20 protein-coding genes are annotated in these 25,264 nt (G+C 63.9%); 10 read left to right on the top strand and 10 right to left on the bottom strand.

All coding sequences use genetic code 11. The annotated features are described in order from the left end of the window. Positions 1-6: 6 nt before the first annotated feature. The 6 genes from ACEN9T_RS01705 to ACEN9T_RS01680 form a co-directional block, all read right to left on the bottom strand. The gene (locus tag ACEN9T_RS01705) at positions 7-1,371 is read right to left on the bottom strand and encodes a type II and III secretion system protein family protein (protein WP_092971927.1); all 1,365 of its coding nucleotides are present in this window, start codon (positions 1,369-1,371) and stop codon (positions 7-9) included. After that, entirely contained in the window at positions 1,364-2,293 is a 930-nt protein-coding gene (gene cpaB / locus ACEN9T_RS01700; RefSeq protein ID WP_092971928.1) for a Flp pilus assembly protein CpaB, read from the bottom strand. Before cpaB ends, ACEN9T_RS01705 begins: the two co-directional genes overlap by 8 nt. Before the next feature lie 55 nt (positions 2,294-2,348). After that, positions 2,349-2,852, bottom strand: coding sequence for a TadE/TadG family type IV pilus assembly protein (locus tag ACEN9T_RS01695; protein WP_092971929.1), 504 nt, complete (start codon positions 2,850-2,852; stop codon positions 2,349-2,351). A 64-nt stretch (positions 2,853-2,916) separates the two neighbouring features. Then, positions 2,917-3,381, bottom strand: a complete 465-nt coding sequence (locus tag ACEN9T_RS01690; protein WP_413706230.1) for a prepilin peptidase — start codon at positions 3,379-3,381, stop codon at positions 2,917-2,919. A 96-nt stretch (positions 3,382-3,477) separates the two neighbouring features. Further along, positions 3,478-3,657 carry a Flp family type IVb pilin gene (locus ACEN9T_RS01685; protein WP_004627381.1) on the bottom strand — a complete coding sequence of 60 codons (180 nt, stop codon included), beginning with the start codon at positions 3,655-3,657 and terminating at the stop codon, positions 3,478-3,480. A gap of 565 nt (positions 3,658-4,222) precedes the next feature. Further along, the gene (locus tag ACEN9T_RS01680) at positions 4,223-5,347 is read right to left on the bottom strand and encodes a collagen-like triple helix repeat-containing protein (protein ID WP_413706229.1); all 1,125 of its coding nucleotides are present in this window, start codon (positions 5,345-5,347) and stop codon (positions 4,223-4,225) included. A 490-nt stretch (positions 5,348-5,837) separates the two neighbouring features. Here ACEN9T_RS01680 and ACEN9T_RS01675 point away from each other — a divergent pair, with 490 nt between their 5' ends. The 5 genes from ACEN9T_RS01675 (at position 5,838) to ACEN9T_RS01655 (ending at position 13,745) form a co-directional block, all read left to right on the top strand. Continuing rightward, positions 5,838-7,310 carry a collagen-like triple helix repeat-containing protein gene (locus ACEN9T_RS01675; RefSeq protein ID WP_092971933.1) on the top strand — a complete coding sequence of 491 codons (1,473 nt, stop codon included), beginning with the start codon at positions 5,838-5,840 and terminating at the stop codon, positions 7,308-7,310. 268 nt (positions 7,311-7,578) lie between these two features. After that, the gene (locus ACEN9T_RS01670; RefSeq protein ID WP_413706228.1) at positions 7,579-9,252 is read left to right on the top strand and encodes a ShlB/FhaC/HecB family hemolysin secretion/activation protein; all 1,674 of its coding nucleotides are present in this window, start codon (positions 7,579-7,581) and stop codon (positions 9,250-9,252) included. A 129-nt stretch (positions 9,253-9,381) separates the two neighbouring features. Then, positions 9,382-10,635 carry a helix-turn-helix transcriptional regulator gene (locus tag ACEN9T_RS01665; protein ID WP_092971935.1) on the top strand — a complete coding sequence of 418 codons (1,254 nt, stop codon included), beginning with the start codon at positions 9,382-9,384 and terminating at the stop codon, positions 10,633-10,635. 302 nt (positions 10,636-10,937) lie between these two features. Further along, complete coding sequence (locus tag ACEN9T_RS01660; RefSeq protein WP_413706227.1) at positions 10,938-13,025, top strand: putative bifunctional diguanylate cyclase/phosphodiesterase; 2,088 nt, start codon at positions 10,938-10,940, stop codon at positions 13,023-13,025. A 411-nt stretch (positions 13,026-13,436) separates the two neighbouring features. Further along, entirely contained in the window at positions 13,437-13,745 is a 309-nt protein-coding gene (locus tag ACEN9T_RS01655; protein WP_004627393.1) for an H-NS family nucleoid-associated regulatory protein, read from the top strand. 120 nt (positions 13,746-13,865) lie between these two features. Here ACEN9T_RS01655 and ACEN9T_RS01650 read toward each other — a convergent pair whose 3' ends face one another. The 4 genes from ACEN9T_RS01650 to ACEN9T_RS01635 all read right to left on the bottom strand — a co-directional run bounded on the left by ACEN9T_RS01650 (position 13,866) and on the right by ACEN9T_RS01635 (position 19,224). Then, positions 13,866-15,407, bottom strand: a complete 1,542-nt coding sequence (locus ACEN9T_RS01650) for a methyl-accepting chemotaxis protein (RefSeq protein ID WP_092971937.1) — start codon at positions 15,405-15,407, stop codon at positions 13,866-13,868. A gap of 180 nt (positions 15,408-15,587) precedes the next feature. Then, on the bottom strand, positions 15,588-17,015 hold the full coding sequence (locus tag ACEN9T_RS01645; protein WP_092971938.1) for a PAS domain-containing protein: 1,428 nt from the start codon (positions 17,013-17,015) through the stop codon (positions 15,588-15,590). Between the two features lie 38 nt (positions 17,016-17,053). Beyond that, positions 17,054-18,079 (bottom strand): UDP-glucose 4-epimerase GalE, encoded by a 1,026-nt coding sequence (gene galE / locus ACEN9T_RS01640; RefSeq protein WP_413706226.1) that lies wholly within the window; start codon positions 18,077-18,079, stop codon positions 17,054-17,056. A 164-nt stretch (positions 18,080-18,243) separates the two neighbouring features. Further along, positions 18,244-19,224 carry a tyrosine-type recombinase/integrase gene (locus ACEN9T_RS01635; protein WP_413706225.1) on the bottom strand — a complete coding sequence of 327 codons (981 nt, stop codon included), beginning with the start codon at positions 19,222-19,224 and terminating at the stop codon, positions 18,244-18,246. A gap of 86 nt (positions 19,225-19,310) precedes the next feature. Between ACEN9T_RS01635 and ACEN9T_RS01630 the strand changes: the two genes are divergently transcribed. The 5 genes from ACEN9T_RS01630 (at position 19,311) to ACEN9T_RS01610 (ending at position 25,092) form a co-directional block, all read left to right on the top strand. Further along, the gene (locus ACEN9T_RS01630; protein ID WP_092971941.1) at positions 19,311-19,517 is read left to right on the top strand and encodes a hypothetical protein; all 207 of its coding nucleotides are present in this window, start codon (positions 19,311-19,313) and stop codon (positions 19,515-19,517) included. Positions 19,518-19,625: 108 nt separating this feature from the next. Next, a complete protein-coding gene (locus ACEN9T_RS01625) occupies positions 19,626-21,677 on the top strand; it encodes an FAD-dependent oxidoreductase (RefSeq protein ID WP_413706224.1) in 2,052 nt (683 codons plus the stop codon). Between the two features lie 262 nt (positions 21,678-21,939). Then, positions 21,940-23,532, top strand: a complete 1,593-nt coding sequence (locus ACEN9T_RS01620; protein WP_413706223.1) for a hypothetical protein — start codon at positions 21,940-21,942, stop codon at positions 23,530-23,532. 13 nt (positions 23,533-23,545) lie between these two features. Beyond that, positions 23,546-24,433 carry a hypothetical protein gene (locus ACEN9T_RS01615; RefSeq protein WP_413706222.1) on the top strand — a complete coding sequence of 296 codons (888 nt, stop codon included), beginning with the start codon at positions 23,546-23,548 and terminating at the stop codon, positions 24,431-24,433. A gap of 17 nt (positions 24,434-24,450) precedes the next feature. Next, positions 24,451-25,092, top strand: a complete 642-nt coding sequence (locus tag ACEN9T_RS01610; protein ID WP_413706221.1) for a 2OG-Fe(II) oxygenase — start codon at positions 24,451-24,453, stop codon at positions 25,090-25,092. Positions 25,093-25,264 lie beyond the last annotated feature (172 nt).

The following is a 25,264-nucleotide window of genomic DNA, read 5'->3' as shown; positions in this document are numbered from 1 at the left end:
GGCCCCTTACTTAGAGAACCCGGGCATGGCGGCCGGATCAGCCACCCCCAGCGCAAACGGCCGCCACACGGCGTCGCGTGCGGTATCGCGATCCTGCCCGCCGCTCTGTCCCGGCAGCATCTTGTCGATCGGCGCATTGCGTGCCATCGGCTTGACCAGATGCGGCGTGACGATGATCACCAGTTCCCGCTCTTCCTGGTTGTAGTTCAGGCGTTTGAAGAACGTTCCGATGATCGGAACGTCGCCCAGGAACGGTACCTTGTCGACGTTGGACAGCGTCGATCGGCTGACCAGGCCACCGATGACAAAGCTCTCGCCATCACCCAGTTCAACCGTCGTATCGGCACGGCGCGTGACGATGGCCGGCACCGTCGCACCGTTCAGGGTGACGCCTCGGCTGAAATCCAGGTCGCTGGCTTCGGGCGCCACTTTCAGCGCGATGCGGTTCTCCGACAGGATCGTCGGGGAGACCGTCAGCCCGATGCCGAATGGCTTGTATTCGATGGTGGTGGTACCCAGCGCTTGCGGCACGGGAATCGGAATCTCGCCGCCGGCCAGGAAGTTGGCGCTCTGACCGGACAGCGCAACCAGGCTTGGCTCGGCCAGCACGCGCGCCATGCCGTTCGATTCCATCAGGCTCAGGTTGGCGAAGAGCCCTTTGCTGACCGACGAGACCAGCAGGTTGAACGCCGAGCCGATCGGCATGGTCGATTCAGTTGTCAAGCCGCCCGATCCGAACGTGACCTTGGAAAGCGACGATGGCGCAAATGTCCGAAAATCGAAACCGCCGCGCGTACGACCGAACGTGAACCCAGCCTCCTTCAGCACCGTCTTGCTGAACTCCACCACACGCACGTCGACTTGCACCGTGCCCGGCACGTTCATCGAGGTGGTGTCGATGACGTTGCCGTCTTTAGGTTTTTCCCCGCCGCTGGCTGCGGCGGCCGAGCGGCGCGCACGGGCAAGCGCGTAGACATCTTTAGGCTGGCCGGACACGACCGCGCTATCGCCCTGCGCAACCACGGCCGGATCGCCAGGCAGAGGCGCCGCGGGGTCCACTTGGACGTTGTAAGTCGTCGCAACACCGCCTTGCGTCCATACCATCACGTTGGCCGCACCCGGCTTCTTCGCGATGATCAAAACGCTCGTGGCCGTACCACGCCCCTTGAGCAGCAACGCATCGGCAATTTCAGGGTTGCCGATGGCAATGCGCTCGAGCGGTTTGCCCAGGCGAATTTCGCGCTGACTGCCCGTCAGGAGATGAAGCGTCTGGCCGGTCGGTGCCGTCTCGGCAAATGCGCTCGGCACGAAGGCGGCGCAGCCCAACGCGAGTACGCCCATCCAACCGCGAACCATGGCGGCATCAGTCATGTTGCTCCTCACGTTTTCCTGCGCGGATGATTTCTACGCCGCCGGTCGCGGCCGTATTGGCTCGTGCGGTCGTGCGTGTTGACGCCACGACGGGCAGCGGCGGCATCTGGAGCACCGGCGAGCGGCGCGCCGTGCCAGTCAGGCTGGCCATCGATACGCCGGCCTGGGCCACGTCCATCGGATTGCGGTTGGCCGCAGCCAGCAGGGCGGCATCCTGCGGCTTCACGGTCGGCTCGGCATCGTCGGCCGGATTCCGCAGCGCGAGCAGCAGGCGGCCGCTCTGATGCGCCATAGCCAGTTGGCTGACAGCCTCCACCGGCACGGCCAGCACGGCCGTCTTGGCCTGATCGACCTTGCGCGTGACCCCGTTGTTCTCGGGCTGCTTCTGTGCCCCTTCATTGACGGCCAGCGGGCCAAACGCCAGCACGCGCAGGTGCGGCAACAGCAGGCGCGCCTGGCTGTCTTCGACCTCCTGGCCATCCTTACGCATCACCAGGAACACGTCGACGTAGTCACCCGGCATGACGCGGTTGCCCACACCGATCACCTCGTCCACGTTGATGGCGACCGCGCGCTGCCCGGCCTCCACCTGCTGCGCAAGGCCCGACGACAGCTGCGAGGCAATCAGCGGCACACCCACGCCGACTGGCAGAATGGGTTCACGCCCGACCACCTTCGTCACGTCTGAAAACGCCTCCGCCGGATTGATGGGCAGTTGCTCGACGGCCACCTGGTCTGCGGTGATGGGCTTGCCCGCTTCCAGCGGTTTCGTGGTCACGACCACGGGATAGACGGTTTTGCCATCTTTCTGCTCCGCCACGGGCGCCGGCGGGCGATGCGCCGTCTTCCATGCTACGGCGCCAAGAATGGCGGCCAGCAGCAATAGCGCGGCGGCGAAGATCTGGAGGTGTTTGCTGGTCATCTGGGCGGCGTGTCCAAGCGGTCGATCGAGAGGGTCAGCGAACTGAAAAAAAGCTTCAGGAGCCAGGCACCAGCTGCACGACGGCAGAGCCCGTCAATGTGGCCGGTGCGGGCAAGAGGGGTATCGAAGGCAGCAGCGGGTTGTTGCCGGAGGTCACGGGCAACGTCAGGACCACGCTCAGGCATTGCATGCCTGCCACGTTCTGGCAATTCACGAGCGGGGTGCTGTTCTGATTGGTCTGCACCCGCCCGGTAAGGAACGTGGGGAGTACCGACGTCACGGCCGCATAGGCAGCTGCCACGCGCTGCGTGTTGGAAGGCTGATAGCGGAGCGCGGCGCGTGCGCCCTCTTCAGCCGCAAGGGTCAGCGCCTGCTGCATGGCGAGGATCACGCCGTAGTACACGATGCCAAGCATGAGCACCAGCAGCACCGGCACGACGACGGCAAATTCGACAGAGGCTGCGCCGCGACCACCGCGCCGCCGAGGGCGACGGACAGCATGTGCGCGGACTTCCGGGTGCATGCGAGCACCCTCCCGTTCCCGTTGCAATGTCGGCATGGCCGACTCCTTTCTTATAGGCAGGCCGCTTAGCGGCTCTTGTTCAACGCTTCAACTGCCTGAACTACATGCCCGGCAGCCAGGGCATGCGCATTGTCGTAGGTACCCACGGCAAGCTCAGCAACCCGATTGCCATGTAGGCGGCGTACGGAATGCCGCGGCGGCCCGCCTGAGCGGTATCCCAGCGTGCGATAGCCGGGCACACGCGCATCACGATCCAAGCCGATGGAGAAGACGCATCAAGCTGGCGTAACCCCATGATGGCGAGCGCGTGCAAGCCGGAAATCATGCTCGAGACAAGCCAGACGGCCACGAGGCCATGCCAGCCGGCCAGCAGGCCGACGACGGTGAAAAACTTCACGTCGCCGGCGCCCATCCACCCGAGTGCATATAGCGGCAAAAAGCAGGCAAACGCGATCGCACCGCCGAGCCAGAAATCCTGCCAGTCATAGGCAAGGTCCTGCACCCCGCCCAACTTGATCAGAGCGACGGACAGCACTACCCCCGCGACGACGAGCCAGTTCGGCACGCGCCGGGAGCGAATGTCTAATGCGATTGCGAGAACTGCGAGAACTGCGACGCTTGCCCAGCCAGCACTATCGATGTGGCTATGCAAAGCCAAGCTCTAGCAAGCAGTCCCGCCCTTGACGGCCGTACAGATGTTGGTGAAGACGGTGTTGAGCTGCGTGCCCAGCTTGCCCACGATGACCGTGATCGCAGCGGCAATGAGGCCAGCGATCATGCCGTACTCGACGGCAGTGGCACCTTGTTCGTCACGGATGAACTTCAGAATGGCGTTCTTCATGATCTCTCTCCTGTTTGCACTCGCCCGCGGATGTGTTGATCTCGACCAGCTTTCGGCGCTCCAACCTTAGCCAGTTCATATTTGCTAATACCGGATAAAACGCATGGGGATTTACAGCGATGACACGAATAGCAAAAAATTTCGCTGTTCGCGCCGTTCCACTAATGGAACGAAATTCAGATATCACCAAACGAAGCGTCCCGCACACGCCTGGTGATCACCGCACGCCCCCCATGGGCATTCATTTTTCCGGCGTGTCACGTATGTCACGTAACACCCCGTAACAACTTTATAGGCGTGCAGCGCCGCAAACAAAATAACTCAATTGAGGTACTTGCCTCAAATTAGAATGAAGTCTCTATTTAATTTTATTAAAGACACGCCAACCCTCTGAAAACCAATGGAAATCCCCTAATGACGGTCAGACTAGATCGATTATCTGAACGGGTTTCCCATTAATCCTCGGGGCCGGTCTGAACGCTCCCCATTTCTGTCCAGGCAAAAAAAGGATGCGCGAGCGACGGGAACACGCCCGCGCACCTTCAAGAGCACAGACAGGTACTGCTCAGTGCGCCAGGCTGCCAACGCCGCCCAGCAAGTTGGTGACAGGGGCCAGCGGATTGCTGCCCGATGCGCCGCCGGCTGCGCTGGTCGCGCCGCTCAGCAGGTTGGTGACGGGCGCCAGCGGGTTGCTGCCACCGGCGGCACCGCCCAGCAGGCCCGTAACAGGAGCCAGAGGGTTGGAGCCACCCGATACGCCGCCCAGCAGGCCGGTCAGCGGAGCCAAGGGGTTCGTGCCGCCAGTGCCGCCGCCTACGCCGCCGAGCAGGCCGCCCAAGGGGTTGCTGCCCGCCGAACCGCCGGTCGTGGCAACGCCGCCGATTGCCGCGACGGTGGTGCCGAGGGAAGTCACCACCGGGCCAAGGTTCGAGACCACCGGCACGCCCGTTCCGGTGATGGTGTTGCCGGCGCCGGCCACACCGCCGCCAACGGTGCCCAGCAGGTTATTCAAGGCCCCGCCCAGGCCCGTGGAATCGCCAATCATCTGAGTGGCGCCGCTGACCTGCGTGGTAACCGGCACGATGGCCGTGCTCAGTTGTTGCGTCACCTGCTGCACCGCGCCGGAAGACAACGCGCTGCCCAGCAGCGTGCCTCCGCCGATCAGCGCCTGGCCAATCTGCTGAACGCCGCCACCCACGGGTTGCGTAATCGGTGCCAGCGGCGCGCCGGAGCCTTGACCCAGGCCCTGCACGAGCGAGCCGGCGCTCACGGTCGCCTGGCCAAGATCCGTCACGACATTGCCGGTGCTGGCCACCGTCGTGCCGATCGGATTGGGGTTCTGCCCCATCTTGCCGAGCCCGGTCTGGATGCCCAGGCCGAGATCGCTGACAGCTTTGCCAGCGTTGTCCACCGTGCCGCCGAGGCCTGCTTTGGCTTGATCCGACAAGCCCGGAATATTTGCGTTCTGAAGCGTCGAGCCGAGGCTGCTGACTGCCTGCCCGGTTGCCACGACGGTGTTGCCGGTGCCGTTTGCCACCTTGCCGACGGGCGTCACACCCGTCGTGTCGCTCGGGCTCGGATTCGGCGAACTGCCCGAGCCAGAGCCCCCCGAAGAACAAGCCGCCAGCATGAGAGCGGCAACAGCGCAGGCCAAAGGCGCAACGCGAATGGAGTGTCGAATGTGAGTCATGGTCCGTCCCTTTCTTGGAATGATGTGTCTTGATGTCTGAGCTCGGTACTGCGGACTGCGGGCCACATTCTGCAAATGGCATGCCAGGCGTGTCAGAAACGTGACTCAGTTCTCAAAGGACGGCGTACTTATTGGTTTTGCGGACAGCACGTCAGGTGTTACCCGACCTTAAACACGGGCTGTTACCCCACTCAAATCCGTGTTCCGAGCGTTACGACGTAACGTGACACGGAACACAATCAACCCCGACATAACGTCAAAAGCAAACGTTTAGCCCCTACTTTGGTAGGGTATGTAAATCCCGCATTCTGGTTAGTTTCCACAATCTCTCCATTTTTATTGAGGCAAACGCGGCAAATTCACAGACCCCATTACGCATTGCGTAATAATCGTGACATGGCACACCGTTTGCAGAGTCCGGCCACCTCACATCAACAGTGAGACTTTTTCCAGCTGACTAAAGCGGACTTTTTAAAACGGGAGATCCATCATGAATAAGAACATCAAGTGCCTGGCCGCCACCATGGCAAGCCTGTTGGTTTTGGGTGGTTGCGCCAGCTCCGGCTCCGGCGATCTCGGCAGCTCGTTGGGCGGCTCGAACGGCGGCGGCTCGAATAACAACGGTGGCGGTTCAACGCCAACGCCTTCGCCGGCACCGTCCCCGTCGCCCTCCCCCTCGCCGTCGCCTTCTCCGTCCCCGAGCCCCACTCCGACGCCGGCACCTGCGCCGCTGACCCCGAGTGGCGCCGTCCTGAACAATGCAGGCGGCATCGTCACGGCAGCCGGCTCGACCGTGAGCGGCCTGGGCAACACCATCGCCACCGCACCGTTGCCCTCGCAACTGAGCGGCGTGCAAAGCGGCCTGGGCGGTGTGGTTGAAAATGCTGGCGCGACGGTCTCAGCGCTGGGCACTGGCGTACAGAACGGCCTGGGCAGCATCGGCCGCAACGCCAACCCGGTCGGCACAACGGTTTCCAGCCTCGGTAATGTGGTGACCGGCGCGGGCAACACGGTCACGAGCGCCGGCACGCTGGTTAACAACCTGGGCACGGGCCCGCTGGCGCCGCTGGCCCCGGTGACGACGCCGCTGGCTGGCGTGGTCACGCAAGTCGGCCAGGCGGTTGCCAACGGCGGCGGCACGCTGGGCACGGCCCTGTCGACCGGCCCGGTGGAACAACTCACGCAGCAACTGAGCACGGCCATCGTGCCGTTGACTTCCCAGATCACCAGCGGGACGCAGACGCTGGGCGCGGCCACGGGCCTCGGTGCGCCGGCAAATACGCTGCTGGGCACGATTGGCGGCGCGGTGGCCAACGGCGGCACCACGCTCACTGCGGCCAATGTTCCGGTGGTGAGCGGCCTCGGTGGCGTGGTGACGGCCACGGGCAACACGGTTGCCGCGCTGGGCGGCGTTGTCTATTCGCCGACGGCATCGGGCGGCAACCCGCTTGCCCCGATCACCGGCCTGCTGGGCGGTCTGGGTGGCGCAACGGGTGGCAGCAACCCACTCGCTCCGATCACGGGTGCACTCGGCGGCCTCGGCGGTGCCGGTGGCTCCAACCCGCTGGCGCCGATCACGGGCTTGCTGGGTGGCCTCGGTGGTTCGACGGGTGGCAGCAACCCGCTCGCTCCGATCACTGGCGCGCTCGGCGGCCTCGGCGGTGCCGGTGGCTCCAACCCGCTGGCGCCGATCACCGGCCTGCTGGGCGGCCTGGGTGGTTCGACGGGTGGCAGCAACCCGCTTGCTCCGATCACCGGCGCACTTGGTGGTCTCGGCGGCGCGGGCGGCTCCAACCCCCTCGGCCCCGTCGGCACAATCACAGCACCGGTCGGCAACGTGGTTACCACGGTGGGCACGGGTCTGACGTCGGCTGGTGCGGCAACACCGCTGTCGCCGGTCACTGGCGCGGTGGGCGGCCTGCTGGGCACGGTGGGCACCGCACTCGGCGGCACGCGCCACTGATCAACGAGCCACGCTTCGGCGGACCGGCTATCACGCCAGTCCGCCGATGTCACGTTTCAAACGCACTGATGCCGCGCAACGCGGCATCGTTGTTGGGCTGGCTGCCACGCACCGATGCATCCCAGTATTTACCTGGGCCGTTGCGTCGCGTGAACGCTCCCTCTATGTGTCTTGTTGTAAAGCACCATGTCTCGCGGTTATCGTTTGATGCAACGCGCGGCTGCACGGCTTCGCGACACCACAAACGAAAACCACGGAGGAGACAGGCGTGCGGACCACCACCATGCGGTTGGCCCTGGCCACAGGCGTAGCACTGACCGGCCCGGCACTGAGCTGGGCCCAGAGCAGCCCCACCCAAGGCAACCCGATCGACACGCTTCCCAAAGTCGATACCTCCCGCCCGCCCCAGCAGAAGATCCAGGTGGAAGTGCAGCGGCCGAATCCGGCGCTGGAAAATCTGCTCGCGACGCATATCACACCGACCAAGTTCCAGATCGAAGGCGTGAAGACGCTGCCGTTCCCCGAGGTCGCCGCGCATTTCGCCCCGTTGGCCGGGCATGACGTCACCGTCGCGCAACTGCTGCAGGCCGCGAACGATGTCACCAAGCTGTATGCCGACCGCGGTTTCCCGCTCTCGTTTGCTTTTGTGCCGGCACAAACGTTTGAAGGCGGCGTCGTGCGCGTCACCGTGGTGGAAGGCTACGTGGCACGTATGCGCATCGAGGGCACACCCGGGCCACTGGAAGGCCGCCTGCGCGAAGTCTCGCAGCGCCTGATGAATGAAAAGCCCTTGCGCCGCGAAACATTCGAGCGGGTGACCGGTGTGCTGGCGCTGCAACCCGGCGTGCAGATCACCGCGACCGTGCAACCGCCCACCACCACCGATGGCGCGAGCGAACTCGTGTTGAACGTGAAGCGCCAGCCGTACACCATCGGCACGGGCGTCGAATATCGCTCGCCGGGTGTGCGGGCAATCATCACGGGCACGCTCAATAGCGTGACGCCGCTGGGTGAGCAGATCACCGTCTCGACGCTACAACCGCGCGGGTCGGATCACGAGACGTTCTACTCCGCCACGTGGGCGCAGCCGATCGGCACCGATGGGCTGCTGGCCAAGCTCACGTGGTCGCACTATCGCGGCATGCCCGAGAATCTGCCGCTGGAGCAACTGGGCTATCAGTCGCGATATCTGACCGACACGCAACGGCTTGGGTTGTCGTTGAGCTATCCGGTGCTGCTGTCGAACACGCGCAACCTGACGGTAACGGGCACTTTCTACGGTAACGACGACAAGCAGCGCTATACACCGCAAAACCCCGGTTTTGCTCAAACTGAACTGGATGCCAAGGTGCGCGTGGCCGGCGCCGAAGCGCTGTACACCGAGGTGAAACCCGGTGAAACGCGCCGTGCGTCGCTTGGCATTTACCAAGGCATCAACAGCCTCGGCGCAGGCAAATCGGTCAACAACAACGTCGACCTCAGCTTCTTGCGCACGCGCATCACCGCCAGCGAAGCCCACGACCTGCCCCTGGGTTTTGGCGTGGTCGTGTCGGGGGCTGCGCAGTACAGCGGCGCGGTGCTGCCGTCATCGGAGCAGATCAGCTTTGGCGGGCGCTTCTTCGGCCTCGCCTATCCGGCCGGTGAAGTGGCGGGTGATCGCGGCTGGGGCGCGTCGGTCGAACTCAATCGCGCCTTCCAGGTATCGATGGAGTACCTGAAGACCGTGCAGCCCTACGTGCTGTATGACACCGCCAAGGTCTATTCGAATGCAGGCACGCTCGTGCACGATCAGCTCGGGTCGATCGCGCTGGGCGTGCGGTTCTCCGACCGGAAGTATTACACGCTGGACCTAGCAGTCGCGCGCCCGGTAGGCGACAAACCGATCAACTCAAGCTCGCGCAGCCTGCGGTTCAACGCGGCCTATACCTACCAGTTCAACTGACACACGCCGATCATGAACATGTGTACGAATTTTTTATATTTTTTATATTTTCAGCGCTGAAAGTCGACCATACTCCCCTCTCAAGAGGGGGATACATCGCCGCTGGAATTTGGGAGCATCGAAAGCGGAATGTTAAGTTTTTCCAAAGAGTTGCCGATTACCACAGAAGTCGCGCAGAACAACAATAATCATTACAGCGACGGCGGCATCACGCCGCAACACGCCGACAGCAAGGGATTGCACTCTGAGTTGTCGCAATACGCACCGGGGGCCATCATGCTGCAACGTCTATCGGATGACGCAGAATTCCATCGACTCGTCGATACCATCTACGAGGCGGTACTCGAGCCTGCGCAGATGCCGATCGCCCTGGCCCTGCTCTCCGTCTACGCCGGCGCCGAAAGCGCACACTATTTCGTCTGGGACAAGCACACCGACACGCCGCGTCACGGCGTTTCGTCGGGCTGGTGTCAGCATTGCCCGCAGCAAGGTCACTGCAACGCCTTCTGCCAAGACCCGCAACTGCTCAGCGCAGCACAACCTGAAGAAACGTCGACGGCATCGATGACGCTGATCGACACGCCGGACATGCGCGTCACGATGCGCCTGCGCACGCGCGAGGACGATGCATCGGAAGTCGGCGCCCTTGAGCGCGAGACCCGCCTGCAGCGCGTGCTGCCTCACCTGCAGCGGGCAGCGCGCATGCAGCAGCGCCATCTGGAGCTGAACGAACTCGCCGCACTCGGCATGGCCGGGCTGGATACGCTGGACTTCGGCGTGATGGTCATCGAACGCACCATGCGCGTGAAATACGCCAATGCCTGGGCGCGCACGATGACGACAGAAGACGACCGTTTGTCTCTCGATGGCAGCGTTCTACACTCAGCAGATCACACGCACGACACTGCGCTGCGCAACCTCATCGAACATGCCGCGGGGTCGCTGGGCGTGCAGGGCGCGGCCGGCTCGTGGATGTACCTGGCGCGCGATGGCCGCCCGGTGCCTTTCATTGCTACGCCGCTCGCACCTTCCGATGCAATGCGTTCGGCCTGGGCTTCGCCGCTGGCGCTGGTGCTGGTAGGCAACTCCGAGGCCCGCTCGGTCATGGACGCCGGCGTGCTCGCCTCACTCTTTGGGCTGACCAACAAGGAATGCATCGTCGCTGCGCGGCTGGCCGCAGGTGAAACCCTGCAGGAAATTGCCGAGCGCGAATTCCTCTCGCTGCACACGGTCCGCGTGCATATCCGCGACATCCTGCGCAAGACCGGCACACACCGGCAGTCTGAACTGGTGCGCCTGCTGCATCTGCTGCCCAGCGTCGATCTGGAACGTGCAGGTGCCGCCACTCCGGCTTCACGCCGCCGAGGCCGCCTCAACGCCTGAGCGCGCGCGATTTTCCTCCCCACTTCATTTGAGTTCGGACGCCCAATCACGGGCGTCTAGCCATCCGCGTATACCCGGCTCACGTTTCGGCGGTTTCTGCCGATCCTTCAAGACAGGCGTGGCGCCGTGATGCTTGCCTGATGCCAAGCGGTAGCGGCGAATGATCCCGACGCATTCTGTGAATAGCGCGCAACAAACGCACCTTTTCACGGCCTGAAACGACAGGTTTTTGCGCTATCCTCGCCGCAAAACACAGACTAGGCGCTGGTCGTAGATCGGGGGGCCGCGCCGGATGCGCTCGCATGCATAACGATTTCCATATTGCGCTGCTGCTGTTTGCGTGGGTCAGCACGGGGTTGACCACGTTTGCCGCACTGGACGCTGCGACACGTCTGCCGGGGGGTTCGACGATCGCAAAACGCCGCAACTGGCGCATCGCCTGCGCGGTCATTCTTGGCATGGGGTTGTGGTCGGGGCTTTGGCTCGGCCAGCTTGGCTTGCATCGGCAGGTCGGCACGCCCATTTCCGCGCCGATAGCGGCGACACTCATGACGGCGCTGGCAGCATCGCTGGCGGCTTTCTCTATCGTGCTGCCGGACACGTCGTCCTCCAATGGCGCACAGGCTCCGCAACGACGCAGCATTGCCATGGCGGCCGTGGCGCTTGGCATCGGTTTGTTGACGATGGAGCTGTATCTGACACGCCCCTGGGCGCATGACGAGGCCTTGCCGCTGCGCCGCGCCCTGCTTGGCTGGGGCGGCGGCGCGCTGGTGCTCGGCGCAGGCGTGTGCCTGGCGATGTGCATGGCGTTTCATATGCCTGCGGCCCAGCGCCGCGCCGCCGTGGGTTTGCGCGCACGTGCTGCTGCCGTGCTGGCCACAACGGCTGTGCTGTCGCTTGCACTGTGGCCAGGCGCCGCCGCATGGCCGGTCGACGAGTCGGCGATGCATATCGTGCCCATCATCATGCTCAGCGCCGGCGGTGTGTTGATCGCGCTGGGCTTGCATGCTGCGCTGATGATGCTTGAAACCCGCGTCGACTCGGCGCAGGCGCACCTGGAAGCATCGCTGGCGCGCGTGGCAAGTCAGACGCCCCGGCCTCAACTCCATGACACGCTGACCGGTCTGCCAAACCGCCTGCATCTGCGCGAAGCATTAGAGGCGGCAATTCTGTCGTCCACGCGGCGCGGACGTCCGTTTGCCCTCTTCTATCTGGATCTCGACAACTTCGGTCAGATCAACGACCAATACGGCCGCAACGCCGGCGACCGTGTGCTGCAGATCATCGCCGAGCGCCTGCGACAGGCCATTCGCGGCGAAGACACCGTGGCACGGCTTGGCGGCGACGAATTCGGCATCCTTGTTGAAGGTCTGGCACTGCCCGAAGCTGCCGCCACCATCGGTGACAAGCTGCTGTTCCGCCTGCGTGAATCGGTGGAAGTGGAAGGCCGGCGCCTGCGCGCGACCGCCAGCATTGGCGTGGTCGTCCATCCGCACAACGGCGCGACGGCAGACACGCTGCTTGAACACGCCGACACGGCCATGTTCGATTGCAAGCAGTCCACCGGCAACGCCTACCGTTTCTTCGAGCCGCGCCTGAATACCACCGCGCACCGCGTGCTGCAAATCCAACGAGCGCTTTCGCATGCGGCCCTCAACGGGCAACTCTCGGTCTACTACCAGCCGAAGTACGATGCGCGCACGCAGGCCATGACCGGCGCTGAAGCATTACTGCGCTGGAACCATCCGGAGCTGGGCCCTGTATCGCCTGCGGAGTTCATCCCGCTGGCTGAACGCACCGGCACGATCGTCGAACTTGGCGATTGGGTGGTCGAAGAAGTCTGCCGCCAGATCATGCATTGGGATGCCATCGGCATGTCGCCTCAGCGCATTGCCGTCAACCTCTCGCCACGGCAATTCCAGCAGCCGGATCTTGTGCAGCGTCTGTCGCAGATCCTGCATCGTTATCAGGTTGCCGCGCATCGGTTGATGTTCGAGATTACCGAGACGGCGGCCATGCGCGATGCCGGCCAGAGCATTGCGGTCATCCGTCAGATCCAGTCGCTCGGCTTTGAGGTGGCCATCGACGATTTCGGCACCGGTTATTCCAGCCTCAGTTATCTGCAGCGCTTTCGCGCCCAGCAGATCAAGATCGACCGCGCGTTCGTCTCTGCGCTCGACGACAACCCGGCCGAGGCGGCTGCCATCATTCGCGCCATTTGCGCGATGGCGCATTCGCTGGACATGACCGTGGTCGCAGAAGGCGTTGAAACCGAAGCGCAAATGCAGGCTCTGGTAAATCTGCAATGCGATCAGGTGCAAGGCTATCTGCTCGCCCGTCCGATGCCGGCCAAGGACTTTCAGGGGTTACTTGGAATCGAATACGCCTGAACAGGAGCCTCGAATAGGCGGCACAGAAAATGCGCCGTTTTGATGTATTCGAGACAACCTTTCGTGAACCTTTCACCTTCATATTCGGAAATATTGGCGAAGAGTTGATGCGATTGCCGAAGCAATGAAGCAGTCACATAAGAAAGGAATTGAGTTGGGATTGCGGAGTTGGTGCACTGGCTTGATTGCAATGCGGCCCAATGGCTTTGCAATGGTTCATATGTTTACGATTTCGACACATCGCGCAAACGCCCGTCCCATGCAGGTTTGCGCAAAGCGCAGTGCGGCGGAAAATCCACGCCGTTGACATGAGGTCTTAACGAAATTCAATTCTCACCTGCAAAGTCGTTATAATGCCGTGGGCTACGGGGAGCGTGCCCATGTTTCAATTGCAAAGTTGAGGAATCCATAATGCCGACTTACAAGGAAATCGTTCAGAAGATCTCTGAACTGCAGCGCCAAGCCGATGAACTCCGGGCAAATGAACAAGCGACGGTGATCGCTGAAATCAAGCACAAGATCGTGGAATACGGCCTGACCGCCGAAGACCTCGGTTTTGGCGCCAAGGGCGCCGTGGCCTCGAAGAAGGCCGGTCGCAAGGTGCCGGTGCGTTATCGCGACAACAACGGCAATACCTGGACGGGTCGTGGCAAGCGCCCGGGCTGGCTGGTAAAGGAGTTGTCGTCGGGCCGGAAGATGGAGGATTTTCTGGTCGCCTGAGCAGCGCTTCATGCGCAGCATTCCGAGCCCGCACAAAGAGGCGCGCCGGAAACCACAAAAGAGAAAGGCCGGCGGATTTGCCGGCCTTTTGCATTTCTGCGCGACTGACGTCCGACGCAGTTACACCTGGAAGCGTCCCACTGCCGTGCGCAACAATTGCGCCTGCTCTTCCAGCGACAGCGCGGCCGCGGCCGCCTGTTCCACAAGCGCGGCATTCTGTTGCGTCACTTCGTCCATTTGATTGACGGCCTGGTTGACCTGTTCGATGCCGGAACTCTGCTCCTCAGACGCCGCAGAAATCTCGCCCATGATGTCGGTCACACGCTTCACGGCAGTCACCACGTCCTGGATCACCACGCCCGCCTCTTCTACGAGTGCCGAGCCGTTCTGCACACGGCCCACCGAATCGCCGATCAGCTCCTTGATCTCCTTGGCAGCGCTCGCTGAGCGTTGCGCCAGGCTGCGCACCTCGCCCGCCACCACGGCAAAGCCACGGCCCTGCTCGCCCGCGCGGGCAGCCTCCACCGCAGCGTTCAGCGCCAAGATGTTGGTCTGGAAGGCGATGCCCTCGATCACGCCGATGATGTCGGCAATCTTCTTGCTGCTTTCGTTGATGCCGGACATGGTCTCAACCACGCGCCCGACCACCTCGCCGCCCTTGACGGCAATATCCGAGGCGTTGACGGCCAGCGTGCTCGCCTGACGTGCGTTGTCGGCGTTCTGCTTCACGATGCTCGTCAGTTCTTCCATGCTCGACGCCGTTTCCTCCAGCGACGACGCCTGCTGCTCCGTGCGCTGCGACAGGTCGGCATTGCCGGCGGCAATCTGCTTGGTGGCGCTGGCAATGGAATCCGCCGAGTTCTTGATGTCGCCAATCGTGCCGGTCAGCTGCTGCTGCATCTGCGACATGGCGAAAAGCATACTGTCACGATCGCCGGGGCGGGTCTGCACCCGCAACGCCAGATCACCACTGGCGATGCGCGCGGCAATGTCTGCGGCATAAGCCGGTTCACCGCCCAACTGACGTTGCAAGCCACGCGTCACGGACACTACAACCACGGTCATCAGCAGGCCAATACCGAACAGCAAGCCCAGCGACTGGATCAGCGAGGCGCGGAACGCCGCATCGACATCGTCGATATACAGCCCCGTCGTCATCGACCAATCCCAAGGCTGGTAATACGAGACGTAGGTCAGCTTGGGTTCAGCCTTGTCGCTACCGGGTTTGGGCCACAGATAGCGCACGAACCCACCGCCCGCCTTGGCTGTTTGCGCAATGTCGACGAACAGGTGCTTGCCTTCCGGATCCGTTGCACCGGACATATTCTTGCCGACCATCTCGGGCTTGATCGGATGCATAACCGACACGGTGTCGGTTCTGGACAGCGAGAAGTAGCCGTCTGTGCCATAGCGCATGTCTTTCAGCCGCGCGATGGCCTGGGCCTTCGCCTCGTCCACCGTCATCTTGCCGTCCTGCGCCAGCTGGGCGTATTCCTTGATGACGCTGAACGCTGTTGCGCTGACGTTCTGGAGATCGCGTTGCCGCTCTTCCATTCGTACGGTGCGCGCGCCCCATGCACTCCACAATGTAATGACAAGCAGGCACAGCCAACTCAGGACGAGCGGCAGCCACAGCTTCTGACGAAGCGTGAGTCGATTCATCTTCCTTCCCTCCAAGCGTTTCTTGTGTCCGCGCATGGCACAGGTGCTGTTCGCGGCGCTCCCCTGGCGCGATTACACGCGCTCTGCTTGAGCTATCGAACACAAATGCGAAAAACTTGAGTAGGACATGCACTCAAGTGCCAGTTCGCTACTGAGGAAGGGAGAGAAAAAGAAGACGCCTTAGCGCAAGGCGTCAGGATTGATGCTGGGAAGCGTGCCGCCCGTGGACGTCGTGGCGGGCACGGGCGTGGATGTCGATGCCGTTTGCGGTGCGGCAGCCTCAGCAGCCGGATGATCGACAGGCGTCCAGGATTCCCACAAGCCATGGCGACGCAGCGTTTCGGGTGCGTCGACGGAGGCTGAAGAAGACGCCACGGCAAATTCTGCCGAGGCCACCTTTGCTGCCACCTCGATATGCGACCCTGCCATGCGCACGGCATGGCCACCGGCGTCACGCACTGCCACGCCGTGCGCGGCAATCTGGCGATAGCTGCCATCCTTGTGCCGCATACGGAATTCCGCCACGTACGCCGGCGTGTTGCCGTCAACGTGCGCCTGGATGCGATTAAGCACCATGGGCAAATCATCCGGATACACCAGGCGGAGATACTCGCTCGTGCTTGGGCCGATCTCCTTGAGCGTGTAGCCGAGCATGCCGGCAAAGCGCGCGGAAAACTGCGCTGCGCGCGTGACCAGATCGAACTCCCAGAGGCCAACATCTGCACCGTCGAGCAGCAGTTGGTGGCGTGCAACGAGTTCTGCTTCGCGACGACGGTAGCTCTGCTCCAGGTCGTTGAGTGCCTGTACGGTTTCCTTGCGCAGACGAATTTCGCGCGTCGCGATGGCGGCGGCGGTGTCGCCAGTAGCGCGATCCCGATATCCCAGCAGGAAAGCAGCGAGCACCGTTGCAACCGCGCCAATTACCAGCAGCAACTGCAAGCCTGCAGGCGCGTTGCGGGGCATAGCGGAAAGCGTCGAAAACGAGCCGGCGAGCGACGCCGTGTACACCGCATCCACCGTCAAGGCGATGCCAAACAGCACGCTCACAAACAGACTGACGCCTGGGCGGCGTACCGCCACCCCAGTCGCCCCCGAGCGCGCCGAAAACGCAAACTGCAGCGCGGCCGCACACGCCACCGCCGACAGCACCATGACGATGCCGAGCAGCCCAGCGTCTTCCCAGGCGGTGGCGCTGAAGCTCGTCACGCCCGCCAGCAGCAGCACCGCCACCGGCCCGCTCACGCTCAGCAACACGCCGAGCAACATGGCGCGCACCAGGCCTGCACGCCCGCCCAGCACGCACCACAGCGCCGCAACGGCCAGACTCCAGCAGAACGAGGCCAGCGTCATCACAAGCACGGCGGTGTCTTCGTGCAGAGGCCAATGCGCAAGCAGCGGCAGCAGCGGCACCGCCCACAGCCCGACCGCCGAGAACAGCGCTGTCATGACAAGCGGCACGCGTGTGCGCGAGGCCGTAGCACTGCGCAAGTCGTCTAGCAAACGCAGCAGCAAGCTGCCCGCGCCGCATGCCACGACAAATGGCAGCAACGCAGGCAACAATGCGCGCGCCAGCGCACTGATCAGGTGAGCGATGAACGCCTCATCCACGAGGGAGCGTCTCCTGTTGGTTCGAGCCGTTCAATGAATCAACCACGGGTCTGGAAGCCGTCCGGATTCATGCTCTGCCAACGCCATGAGTCTTCACACATGCGCTCGATGCCGTATTGCGCGCGCCACCCCAGGAGCGAGGCCGCCAGTGCCGGATCGGCATAGCACGCTGCAATATCGCCGGGGCGGCGGTCCACGATCTGATACGGCACCGGCTTGCCGCTGGCGCGCTTATAAGCCTCCACAACTTCCAGAACCGAGTATCCACGGCCCGTGCCGAGGTTGACGGTAAAGCCGCGGTTGTCCCGGCGCAGGGTGTCGAGCGCCGACAAATGGCCGCGCGCAAGATCCACCACGTGGATGTAGTCGCGCACGCCCGTGCCGTCGGGCGTCGGCCAGTCGCCGCCGTAAATAGAGAGCTTCTCTCGCTTGCCGACTGCCACCTGGGCCACATACGGCATCAGATTGTTGGGGATGCCGCGCGGGTCTTCGCCGATCAGGCCGCTGTGGTGCGCCCCCACCGGGTTGAAATAGCGCAGATAAGCGATTTGCCAGGCGGCATTGGAAATCTCCTGATCGCGCAGGACCTGCTCGCCCATCACCTTGGTCTGCCCATACGGGTTGGTGGCCGACAGCGGAAACGATTCGGTAATCGGCACGGTATGCGGATTGCCATACACCGTTGCCGACGAGCTGAACACCAGCTGGCGCACATTCGCATGCGCCATGGCCGCGCACAGCGTGACCAGCCCGCCCATATTGTTGTCGTAATAGGCCAGCGGTTTCTGTACCGATTCGCCCACCGACTTGAGCGCCGCAAAGTGGATGACGGCCGAGATGCGGGAACTGGCAAACAGGTCGTCGAGCAGGCGCCGGTCACGCACATCGCCCTGCACGAACTTCGGCGTCTTGGCGGTGATCTGCTCGATGCGGGACAGCACAGTCGAACTGCTGTTGCAGAAGTTGTCGAGGCCGATCACCTGGTAGCCCGCATCCAGCAGTTCAACCCAGGTGTGCGAGGCGATGTAGCCGGTAGCGCCGGTCAGCAGAATGGTTTCTGTCATGGGGTGCGAGGTATCGAGGAAGGAGAGAGCCAGTGTGCCGGTTTGAACCCGGCATCGTCGTTCTACGCTGCGCCGACCTGCTCCGCAGCGCGCAAAACAGCGCGATCATAACAAAGCCTGCCAACGGCTCGCGGGCAGTTTGCAGCCCTTGTTGTCCAAAGGCACTACGGCTGGCCGTCGGGATGGGCAGCCGCCTGCCACTCAGCATAGGCGGCGCGCAGACGCCATGCCGAAGTCGCATCGCGCAGGCCCAGTGCGTACCCCACCTCAGCAGGGTCCGCGCCTGCGTCGAACAGCGCGGCGGTGTAGCCGTTGCGCAGCGTCTGAGGTGACAGCCGCTCGCTGCGGTGCAGCAACGCCGGCAACGCGGCCAGCCATGCCTCCACGCGCCGGTACACCGACGCGGCGTGCATGACGCGCCCGCCGGAATCGGCAACGAACACGCGCTCGCCCGGCACTTCTGCGTGTGCGCGCACCGCCAGCCAGGCAGCCAACGCTGGGCGTGCAGCTTCAAGCATGGGCGCCTTGTACGACGGGCCGCGCGGGCGCTCGACCGTGATCGCCTCCAGCGCATCATCCACTTGGCGGAGCAGCAGCGATTGCACCTGCGCGACTTTCAGCCCCGCGCCATGGCACACGGCTACGAGTGCGCGGTCGCGCGCCAGCTTGAACGCGCTGGCGTTGACGGCGGCCTCGCTGGCCTGCGCGCCCACTTCCAGTGACGCCTCAATTGCCGCACGTTCAGCCAATGAAAGGAACGTGGTCGGATCGTTCTCGCCTTCGGCCAACTTCTGCTGCACCGCAGAGCTTGCAGGGTTGTGCGTGCCAGTCCGTTGCTGCTCGATCTGATGGAAGACGCGCTCGATCAGGCGCGCGTAGCGGTAGCGATGCAGCTTGGTCAGGCCCGACTCGTCGAGAAACGCAGCGATGTCGCCGGCACTCCAATCGGCCAGCGCGCGCTGGTGCGACTCGGCCCAGCGCAGCCATTTGCGCCACATCGCGCGATACACCGTCGCCGACGATTCACGATAGCCGCGTGCGGCGAGCCAGTGCTCGAAGGCTTGGGCGGGCTGCTCGGTCCAGTCTTGCAGGCTGGGCTGGAACAGGTCCGGAACGGGCGTGGCAGGCGGCGTGAACGAGGTCAATGCGGTAGCAGAAATGCAGAAAAACGGGTGCGGGCGGACCGGGGGGTTGGCAATTCGCGTATCCTGCCGAGCGTAACACGCAGCCCATGTATCCCATTGCGGACCCCATCGTGAAGAAAACAGACCTCGAAAAACTCAAGGGCCTCAAGATCGCCAACAACATCAAGCGCGGCAGCCAGCGCACCGGCAAGCCCGGCCAGGGCACCGGCAAGGCGATTCCCCAGAACAAACTCCTGAAAGCCCTGCTCGGCAAGCCCGCGGAAGACGACACGAAGAAGTCGGGAAAATCCTGACACGCAGTCCACACATCTAGAACCCCGCCCTGTTGTTCCAATGGGCGCTTGGGTGCTACCGTCCGGCGCGTTTCCACATCATCGCAGCGCCTGTGCCCTGCGCCGGACATGCCCTCCTCCACGCCCTCCTCGCCTTACCCCCACCTGCTCCAGCCCCTCGACCTGGGCTTCACCACGCTCAAGAACCGCGTGCTGATGGGCTCGATGCACACCGGTCTGGAAGATGGCAACCACTTTGACCGGCTGGCCGCCTACTTTGCCGAGCGCGCACGCGGCGATGTCGGCCTGATGGTCACGGGCGGATTCGCACCCAACATTGCCGGGTGGACAAAGCCCTTTGCCGGGCGCCTCGCCACGCATGGCGCCGCACGCCGCCACCGCACGGTCACCAACGCCGTGCACGAGGAAGGCGGCAAGATCGCCCTGCAGATCCTGCATACCGGCCGCTACGGCTACCACCCATTTGCGGTGGCGCCCACGGCGTTGCGCTCGCCCATCAGCCCGTTCACGCCGCGCGAGTTATCAGCGCGCGGTATCGAACGGCAGATCCGCGCCTTCGTGCGCTGCGCGCAGCTGGCGCGTGAGGCCGGCTACGACGGCGTCGAGATCATGGGTTCCGAGGGTTACTTCATCAACCAGTTTCTCGTCACGCACACCAACAAGCGCACGGACGACTGGGGCGGCAGCTATGCGAACCGCATGCGCCTGCCCGTGGAAATCGTCCAACGCACGCGCGAAGCCGTCGGCAAGGATTTCATCATCATCTATCGCCTGTCGATGATCGACCTGATCCCGGACGGCAGCTCGTGGGAAGAAGTCGTGCAACTCGCCAAGGCCGTGGAGCGCGCGGGCGCGACCATCATCAATACGGGCATCGGCTGGCACGAGGCGCGCATCCCGACCATTGCGACGAGCGTGCCGCGCGCAGCGTTTGCATGGGTCACCAAGAAGCTGAAGGGCGAAGTCGGCATTCCGCTCGTGACGTCCAACCGCATCAACACGCCCGAGGTGGCAGAGGCCGTGCTGGCCGACGGGTGCGCCGACATGGTGTCGATGGCGCGGCCGCTGCTGGCCGATGCCGACTTCGTACGCAAGGCCGCCACGAACCGCGCGCAGGACATCAACACCTGCATCGCCTGCAACCAGGCGTGCCTGGACCACGCGTTCAAGGCCAAGATTGCGAGTTGCCTCGTCAACCCGCGCGCATGCCATGAGACCGAACTCATCATCCGCCCGACGCCCGCCAAGCGCCGCTTTGCGGTGGTGGGTGCCGGTCCTGCAGGCCTGTCGGCAGCCATCACGCTGGCCGAGCGCGGGCACGCGGTCGATCTCTTCGATGCAGCCCCTGAACTCGGCGGCCAGTTGAACATGGCCAAGACGATCCCGGGCAAGGAAGAATTTCACGAGATGCTGCGCTACTTCAAGCGCCGGGTTGAGGCCACCGGCGTGACGCCCCGCCTGGGCGCGCGCGTGGAAGCGCAGCAACTGCTGGCAGGCAAATACGACGAGATCATCATCGCGACGGGCGTGTCGCCGCGCAATCCGAAGATCCCTGGGCAGGACCATCCGAGCGTGCTGTCGTACATCGATGTGCTGCGCCATCGCAAGCCGGTGGGCAAACGCGTGGCGATTGTCGGTGCGGGTGGCATCGGTTTTGACGTGGCGGAATTCCTCGCGCTTGACGGCCACTCGCCCACGCTGGATCTGCAAACGTGGCGCGCCGAATGGGGTGTGGGAGATCCGACCGAAGTGCGTGGCGGTGTGGATGGCATCCGCCCCGAACCGCAAACACCCGCGCGCGACATCGTCCTGCTGCAGCGGCGCGCCGGCAAACTCGGCGGTGGACTGGGCAAGACCACCGGCTGGATTCATCGCACAAGCCTGAAAAACCTGGGGGTGCGCATGGTGGGCGGCGTCAACTACGAGCGCATCGGCGACGAAGGCCTGCTCGTAAGCTACGGCGAAAAACGCGAAGCGGCCGAATGGCTGCCGGTCGATTCCATCGTGCTGTGCGCAGGGCAAGAGCCGCTGCGAGAACTCGTTGAACCGCTGCAGGCTGGCGGGGCAAAAGTGCACATCATCGGTGGCGCAGATGAAGCGCTTGAGCTCGATGCCAAACGTGCGATCGACCAAGGCACGCGGCTGGCTGCATTGCTGTAGCGCGGGGCCGACTGGATAGCGCGTCGCATGAAGAACTCAGCGTTCGCTTCATGTTTCGCGCTTTCAATGAGAGTTAAAAAAATAGACGCATGAAAGGGCTTTCCTGCGCTTGCTGAAGTGCGCGCCGTGACCTTAGATGCCATTGCGCAAGCCGCCCAACCGGCCATCGGGCCGCAGTAGCACGCAATAGGAAGCGGCACGCCTTGCAGTGGGGTGGGATGGTGCATGGGCACGACCACGGCCATTGCCGGAGGATCGCGCCATGCCTGACCAGCCTTCCAACTCCGGATCATCCGATCTGCTGCGTGCTCTTGGCGCAGACCTATCGACGCATCCGGGTGTGCTCTCCGAGCGCGAGCGCGAATTGCTCGCCAGTCTCGTCACACAGCTCAAGACGCAGACCACCGATCCGAACGTAGGCAACGCGATTCATACCGCGCTGTCCAACACGCTCGGCAAGCGCGCCAGCGATGTCCTCGGTGCAGCCATCGCCTCGCATCTCCTGGGCGCCGGAGGCCGCGTGCCGGTACAGGTCAATCCGGCGGTAGGGCCGGTGGTCGCGCATCCGGTGGCGCCCGTGGTGTCTGAGCCAGGCATCTTTGGCCCGATTGCCCCATCGCCCATCGGCCCCGTCGCGAATGACCCGAGCGGCGGGCCATGGGTGTGGCCGCCGTTGAACCCGCCACCGCTTTTTCCGCCATCCATTCCGCCTGTCCCGCCCAACCCGGGGCCGGGGCCGGTGCCCGTTCCCATCCCCATTCCCGTCGATCCACAACCCGTACCGGTTCCCGGCGTACCGCCCTGGTTTCCGATTCCCGTGCCGCCTTCGCTGCCGCCGGACGACCCGTTCTTCCCGCACGGTCCCCAACCCATCTTTCCGCCGATTCCACTCGGCGATCCGGGTGTTCCGCCGCCTCCGGAACCGATTGATCCGGGCGATCCGCAACCGATCGACCCAGGCTGGCCGGGCGACCCCCAACCTGGCGAGCCAGGAAATCCGGAACCGGTCGATCCTGGCGAGCCCGGCCCGGTCGGTCCTGTCGGCCCCGGCGACCCGGGGGACCCCGGCGGCCCTGGCCCTGTTGGGCCGGGAGAACCGACTGGCCCCATCAATCCTGGGCCGGTAGATCCGGGTGGCCCCGGACCTGCGGACCCTGGCAGCCCAGGAGACCCAGGCCCCGTCGATCCGGGCCCCTCAGACCCCGGTTCGCCAGAACCTGGGCCATCCGACCCGGAGGGCCGGTGGAACGGCGTGCTGGATCCTGGCGCGCTCGAATCCATCGTCGACCAGTTCGCCAGCATGGCGGTGTTGCAGCAAGTGGCCGGTGCAGTGGCTGCGGCGGGCGCGCGCTTTGAAACCCAAGTCGTCTACACGCGGTCGATCGAAGCCAGCGAAACCCTGGCTCCTGCGCCGGTGCGCATCCAGGTGCTGCGCGACGCTCCGCAGATCGACAAGCTCCTCGTAGGCCCCGTGGAACGGGCCTTGCCGGGTGCCGCCCGCCGGCTTGCGCCGCGTGCGCGGCAAGTGGGCCGGATTCGTGTGTCCGTGCTCGCGCTGCAGCCCGGTACCAGCACGCGCGTCGATCTGGCCAACCAGCCAGCGCACGCCAACGACGTGGTGCTGGTGGCAACGCTCGGCAGCACGGGCACGACCAATGCATCGCTGCGCATGCTGCGCGGACCGCTGCGCCTGGCGGGTGTCGACCCTCGCCGTGGACAGATCGTGGTACCGCTCTCCACGGGGCGCGCCGTGGTCGTGCCCGCTTTGCGGCCTGCGGAGATCGTCGCCCCTGTCGGACCCAACGCCAGGCCGCTGCTAGTCGCTATCGTGCTGGCCGAGCTTTCGGTCAAGTAAAACGGAGGCCAGCGTGATCGCCCCCATGCTTGACTATCAGCCGGACGTTCTCGCACCGCGCGCAGCGGTGCAGCGCATCCGCGCCCGCGCGATGTCGGATCAGCCGCTGCGTATCAATCCGCGGCTGCGCTTTGGGCAATCGGAGCAAGGCTGGCTGCTGCATGTTGAAGACCCTGACCGTCGCATCGGGCGCACCTTCGCCGTCAGCCCGAATGTCTGGAGCAGCCTGCGGCGGATGCAGCCCGGCGACGTCGCCCCGTCAATGGACCCGTTCATGCATAACGTGCTCGTTGACGCTGGCGTGCTGGTATCGGCCGCTCAAACTCAAATCGATGCCGCGGAGGTGCCGGCGCTCGAAGCCGCACGGGCGTCGTTCGCACGGGAAAACTATGGCGTGGTGACCGACGCCCTGCACCCGTACGAGGTGGCAGTCTTGCGGCGCTACCTCCGTCACGGCGTACGCTCGGGCGCCATCCGGTTTGGCGACCCGCAAGTGCCGCGCCGATACCGCGCCCACAATGATCCGATGCTGCGAACGCTGCAGGCGCGCCTCACGCCGTTGATCTCGCACGTGGTGGGCGCCCCGGTCAAACCGTCGTACGCCTACCTTGCGGCGTATACGCAGGGCGCGGTCCTGCACCGGCATGTCGACCGGCCGCAGTGTGAATACAGCCTGACGATCGCCGTGGACTACACGCCCGAACCGACGCTCGAAGCCTCGTGGCCCATCCGTCTGGGCCTGCCCGATGCCGAAGTGCTGGTCTATCAAAGCCTGGGCGATGCGCTCGTCTATGCCGGCCCGCGCGTGGTCCATTTTCGTGAGGCCTTGCCCGAAGGACACATCTCGACTTCGCTGCTGCTGCACTACGTCAACCTCAACTTTCGTGGGTCGCTCAATTGAAATTCGAACCACAGCACTTGCCGACGGCATCCTGGCCCGACCTGTTACCGGTGGAACTCGTCCATCCGCCATGGTGGGCGTCATGCGACGAATTCCTGCCGCCCAATGAACTCGAGCTCGTGCGCGAAGCGGCGCTGGCGGACCCGGCCGCATTCCGACCTTCTGCCGTACTCAACGCGGCCGGCGGCGGCGTCGAACTCGACATCCGCAGATCGCGCGTGCGCTACGACGAGCCAACCATCGTGGCGTTGTTCGAGGAGCGTCTGCTCGCCTGTGCCGACAACATCTTCGAGCGCTTGCGCATCGCGCCGTTTCCGGTTCAGCGCCTGGAAGTGCAGCTCACCGTGACTGGCCATGGCGAATTCTTCAAGGTTCACAACGACAACACCCATGCGCAGTTGCGCACGCGCCGCGTCACGTTCATCTACTACTTCCACCGCGAACCGAAGACGTTTGAAGGCGGCGACCTGCGGCTCTATGCATCGCGCACCGATGGCCGGCGCTGGCGCGAAACCACAGATTTCGTCGACATCGCGCCCGTGCAGAATCGGCTGATCGTGTTCCCGAGCTTCCTCATGCACGAACTGCGGCCCGTGAGCGTGCCATCGGGCCGCATGGAGGATGGCCGCTTCACGGTCAACGGGTGGTTCCACAGTTGAGGCCGTTACGGCGGCAGGCCTGTGAAGGATTTGCATCCTGCTTCCGTTTTTACACACACCGCCCCCGCCACGCGCGCGAAGAATGGCGAAATGACAACGTGTGGTGCCGCCGCCCTCTGCTCGGCCCGGTTCTTGCGTGAAAAGGCGCATCACGCACATTCCCAAGAACCGG

It is taken from the genome of Ralstonia sp. Ralssp110 (genome assembly GCF_047325135.1).
In the GTDB taxonomy this organism is placed as follows: Bacteria; Pseudomonadota; Gammaproteobacteria; order Burkholderiales; family Burkholderiaceae; genus Ralstonia; species Ralstonia mojiangensis.
The sequence above is the reverse complement of the archived record's forward strand: the minus strand, read 5'-3'. Positions and strand labels throughout refer to the sequence as shown.

What these genes read in the sequence shown, in the direction of transcription:
- ACEN9T_RS01705 (WP_092971927.1), bottom strand. Translation starts at nt 1,371, where the DNA reads ATGACTGATGCCGCCATGGTTCGCGGTTGGATGGGCGTACTCGCGTTG.
- cpaB (WP_092971928.1), bottom strand. Translation starts at nt 2,293, where the DNA reads ATGACCAGCAAACACCTCCAGATCTTCGCCGCCGCGCTATTGCTGCTG.
- ACEN9T_RS01695 (WP_092971929.1), bottom strand. Translation starts at nt 2,852, where the DNA reads ATGCCGACATTGCAACGGGAACGGGAGGGTGCTCGCATGCACCCGGAA.
- ACEN9T_RS01685 (WP_004627381.1), bottom strand. Translation starts at nt 3,657, where the DNA reads ATGAAGAACGCCATTCTGAAGTTCATCCGTGACGAACAAGGTGCCACT.
- ACEN9T_RS01680 (WP_413706229.1), bottom strand. Translation starts at nt 5,347, where the DNA reads ATGACTCACATTCGACACTCCATTCGCGTTGCGCCTTTGGCCTGCGCT.
- ACEN9T_RS01675 (WP_092971933.1), top strand. Translation starts at nt 5,838, where the DNA reads ATGAATAAGAACATCAAGTGCCTGGCCGCCACCATGGCAAGCCTGTTG.
- ACEN9T_RS01665 (WP_092971935.1), top strand. Translation starts at nt 9,382, where the DNA reads ATGTTAAGTTTTTCCAAAGAGTTGCCGATTACCACAGAAGTCGCGCAG.
- ACEN9T_RS01660 (WP_413706227.1), top strand. Translation starts at nt 10,938, where the DNA reads ATGCATAACGATTTCCATATTGCGCTGCTGCTGTTTGCGTGGGTCAGC.
- ACEN9T_RS01655 (WP_004627393.1), top strand. Translation starts at nt 13,437, where the DNA reads ATGCCGACTTACAAGGAAATCGTTCAGAAGATCTCTGAACTGCAGCGC.
- ACEN9T_RS01650 (WP_092971937.1), bottom strand. Translation starts at nt 15,407, where the DNA reads ATGAATCGACTCACGCTTCGTCAGAAGCTGTGGCTGCCGCTCGTCCTG.
- galE (WP_413706226.1), bottom strand. Translation starts at nt 18,079, where the DNA reads ATGACAGAAACCATTCTGCTGACCGGCGCTACCGGCTACATCGCCTCG.
- ACEN9T_RS01630 (WP_092971941.1), top strand. Translation starts at nt 19,311, where the DNA reads ATGTATCCCATTGCGGACCCCATCGTGAAGAAAACAGACCTCGAAAAA.
- ACEN9T_RS01625 (WP_413706224.1), top strand. Translation starts at nt 19,626, where the DNA reads ATGCCCTCCTCCACGCCCTCCTCGCCTTACCCCCACCTGCTCCAGCCC.
- ACEN9T_RS01620 (WP_413706223.1), top strand. Translation starts at nt 21,940, where the DNA reads ATGCCTGACCAGCCTTCCAACTCCGGATCATCCGATCTGCTGCGTGCT.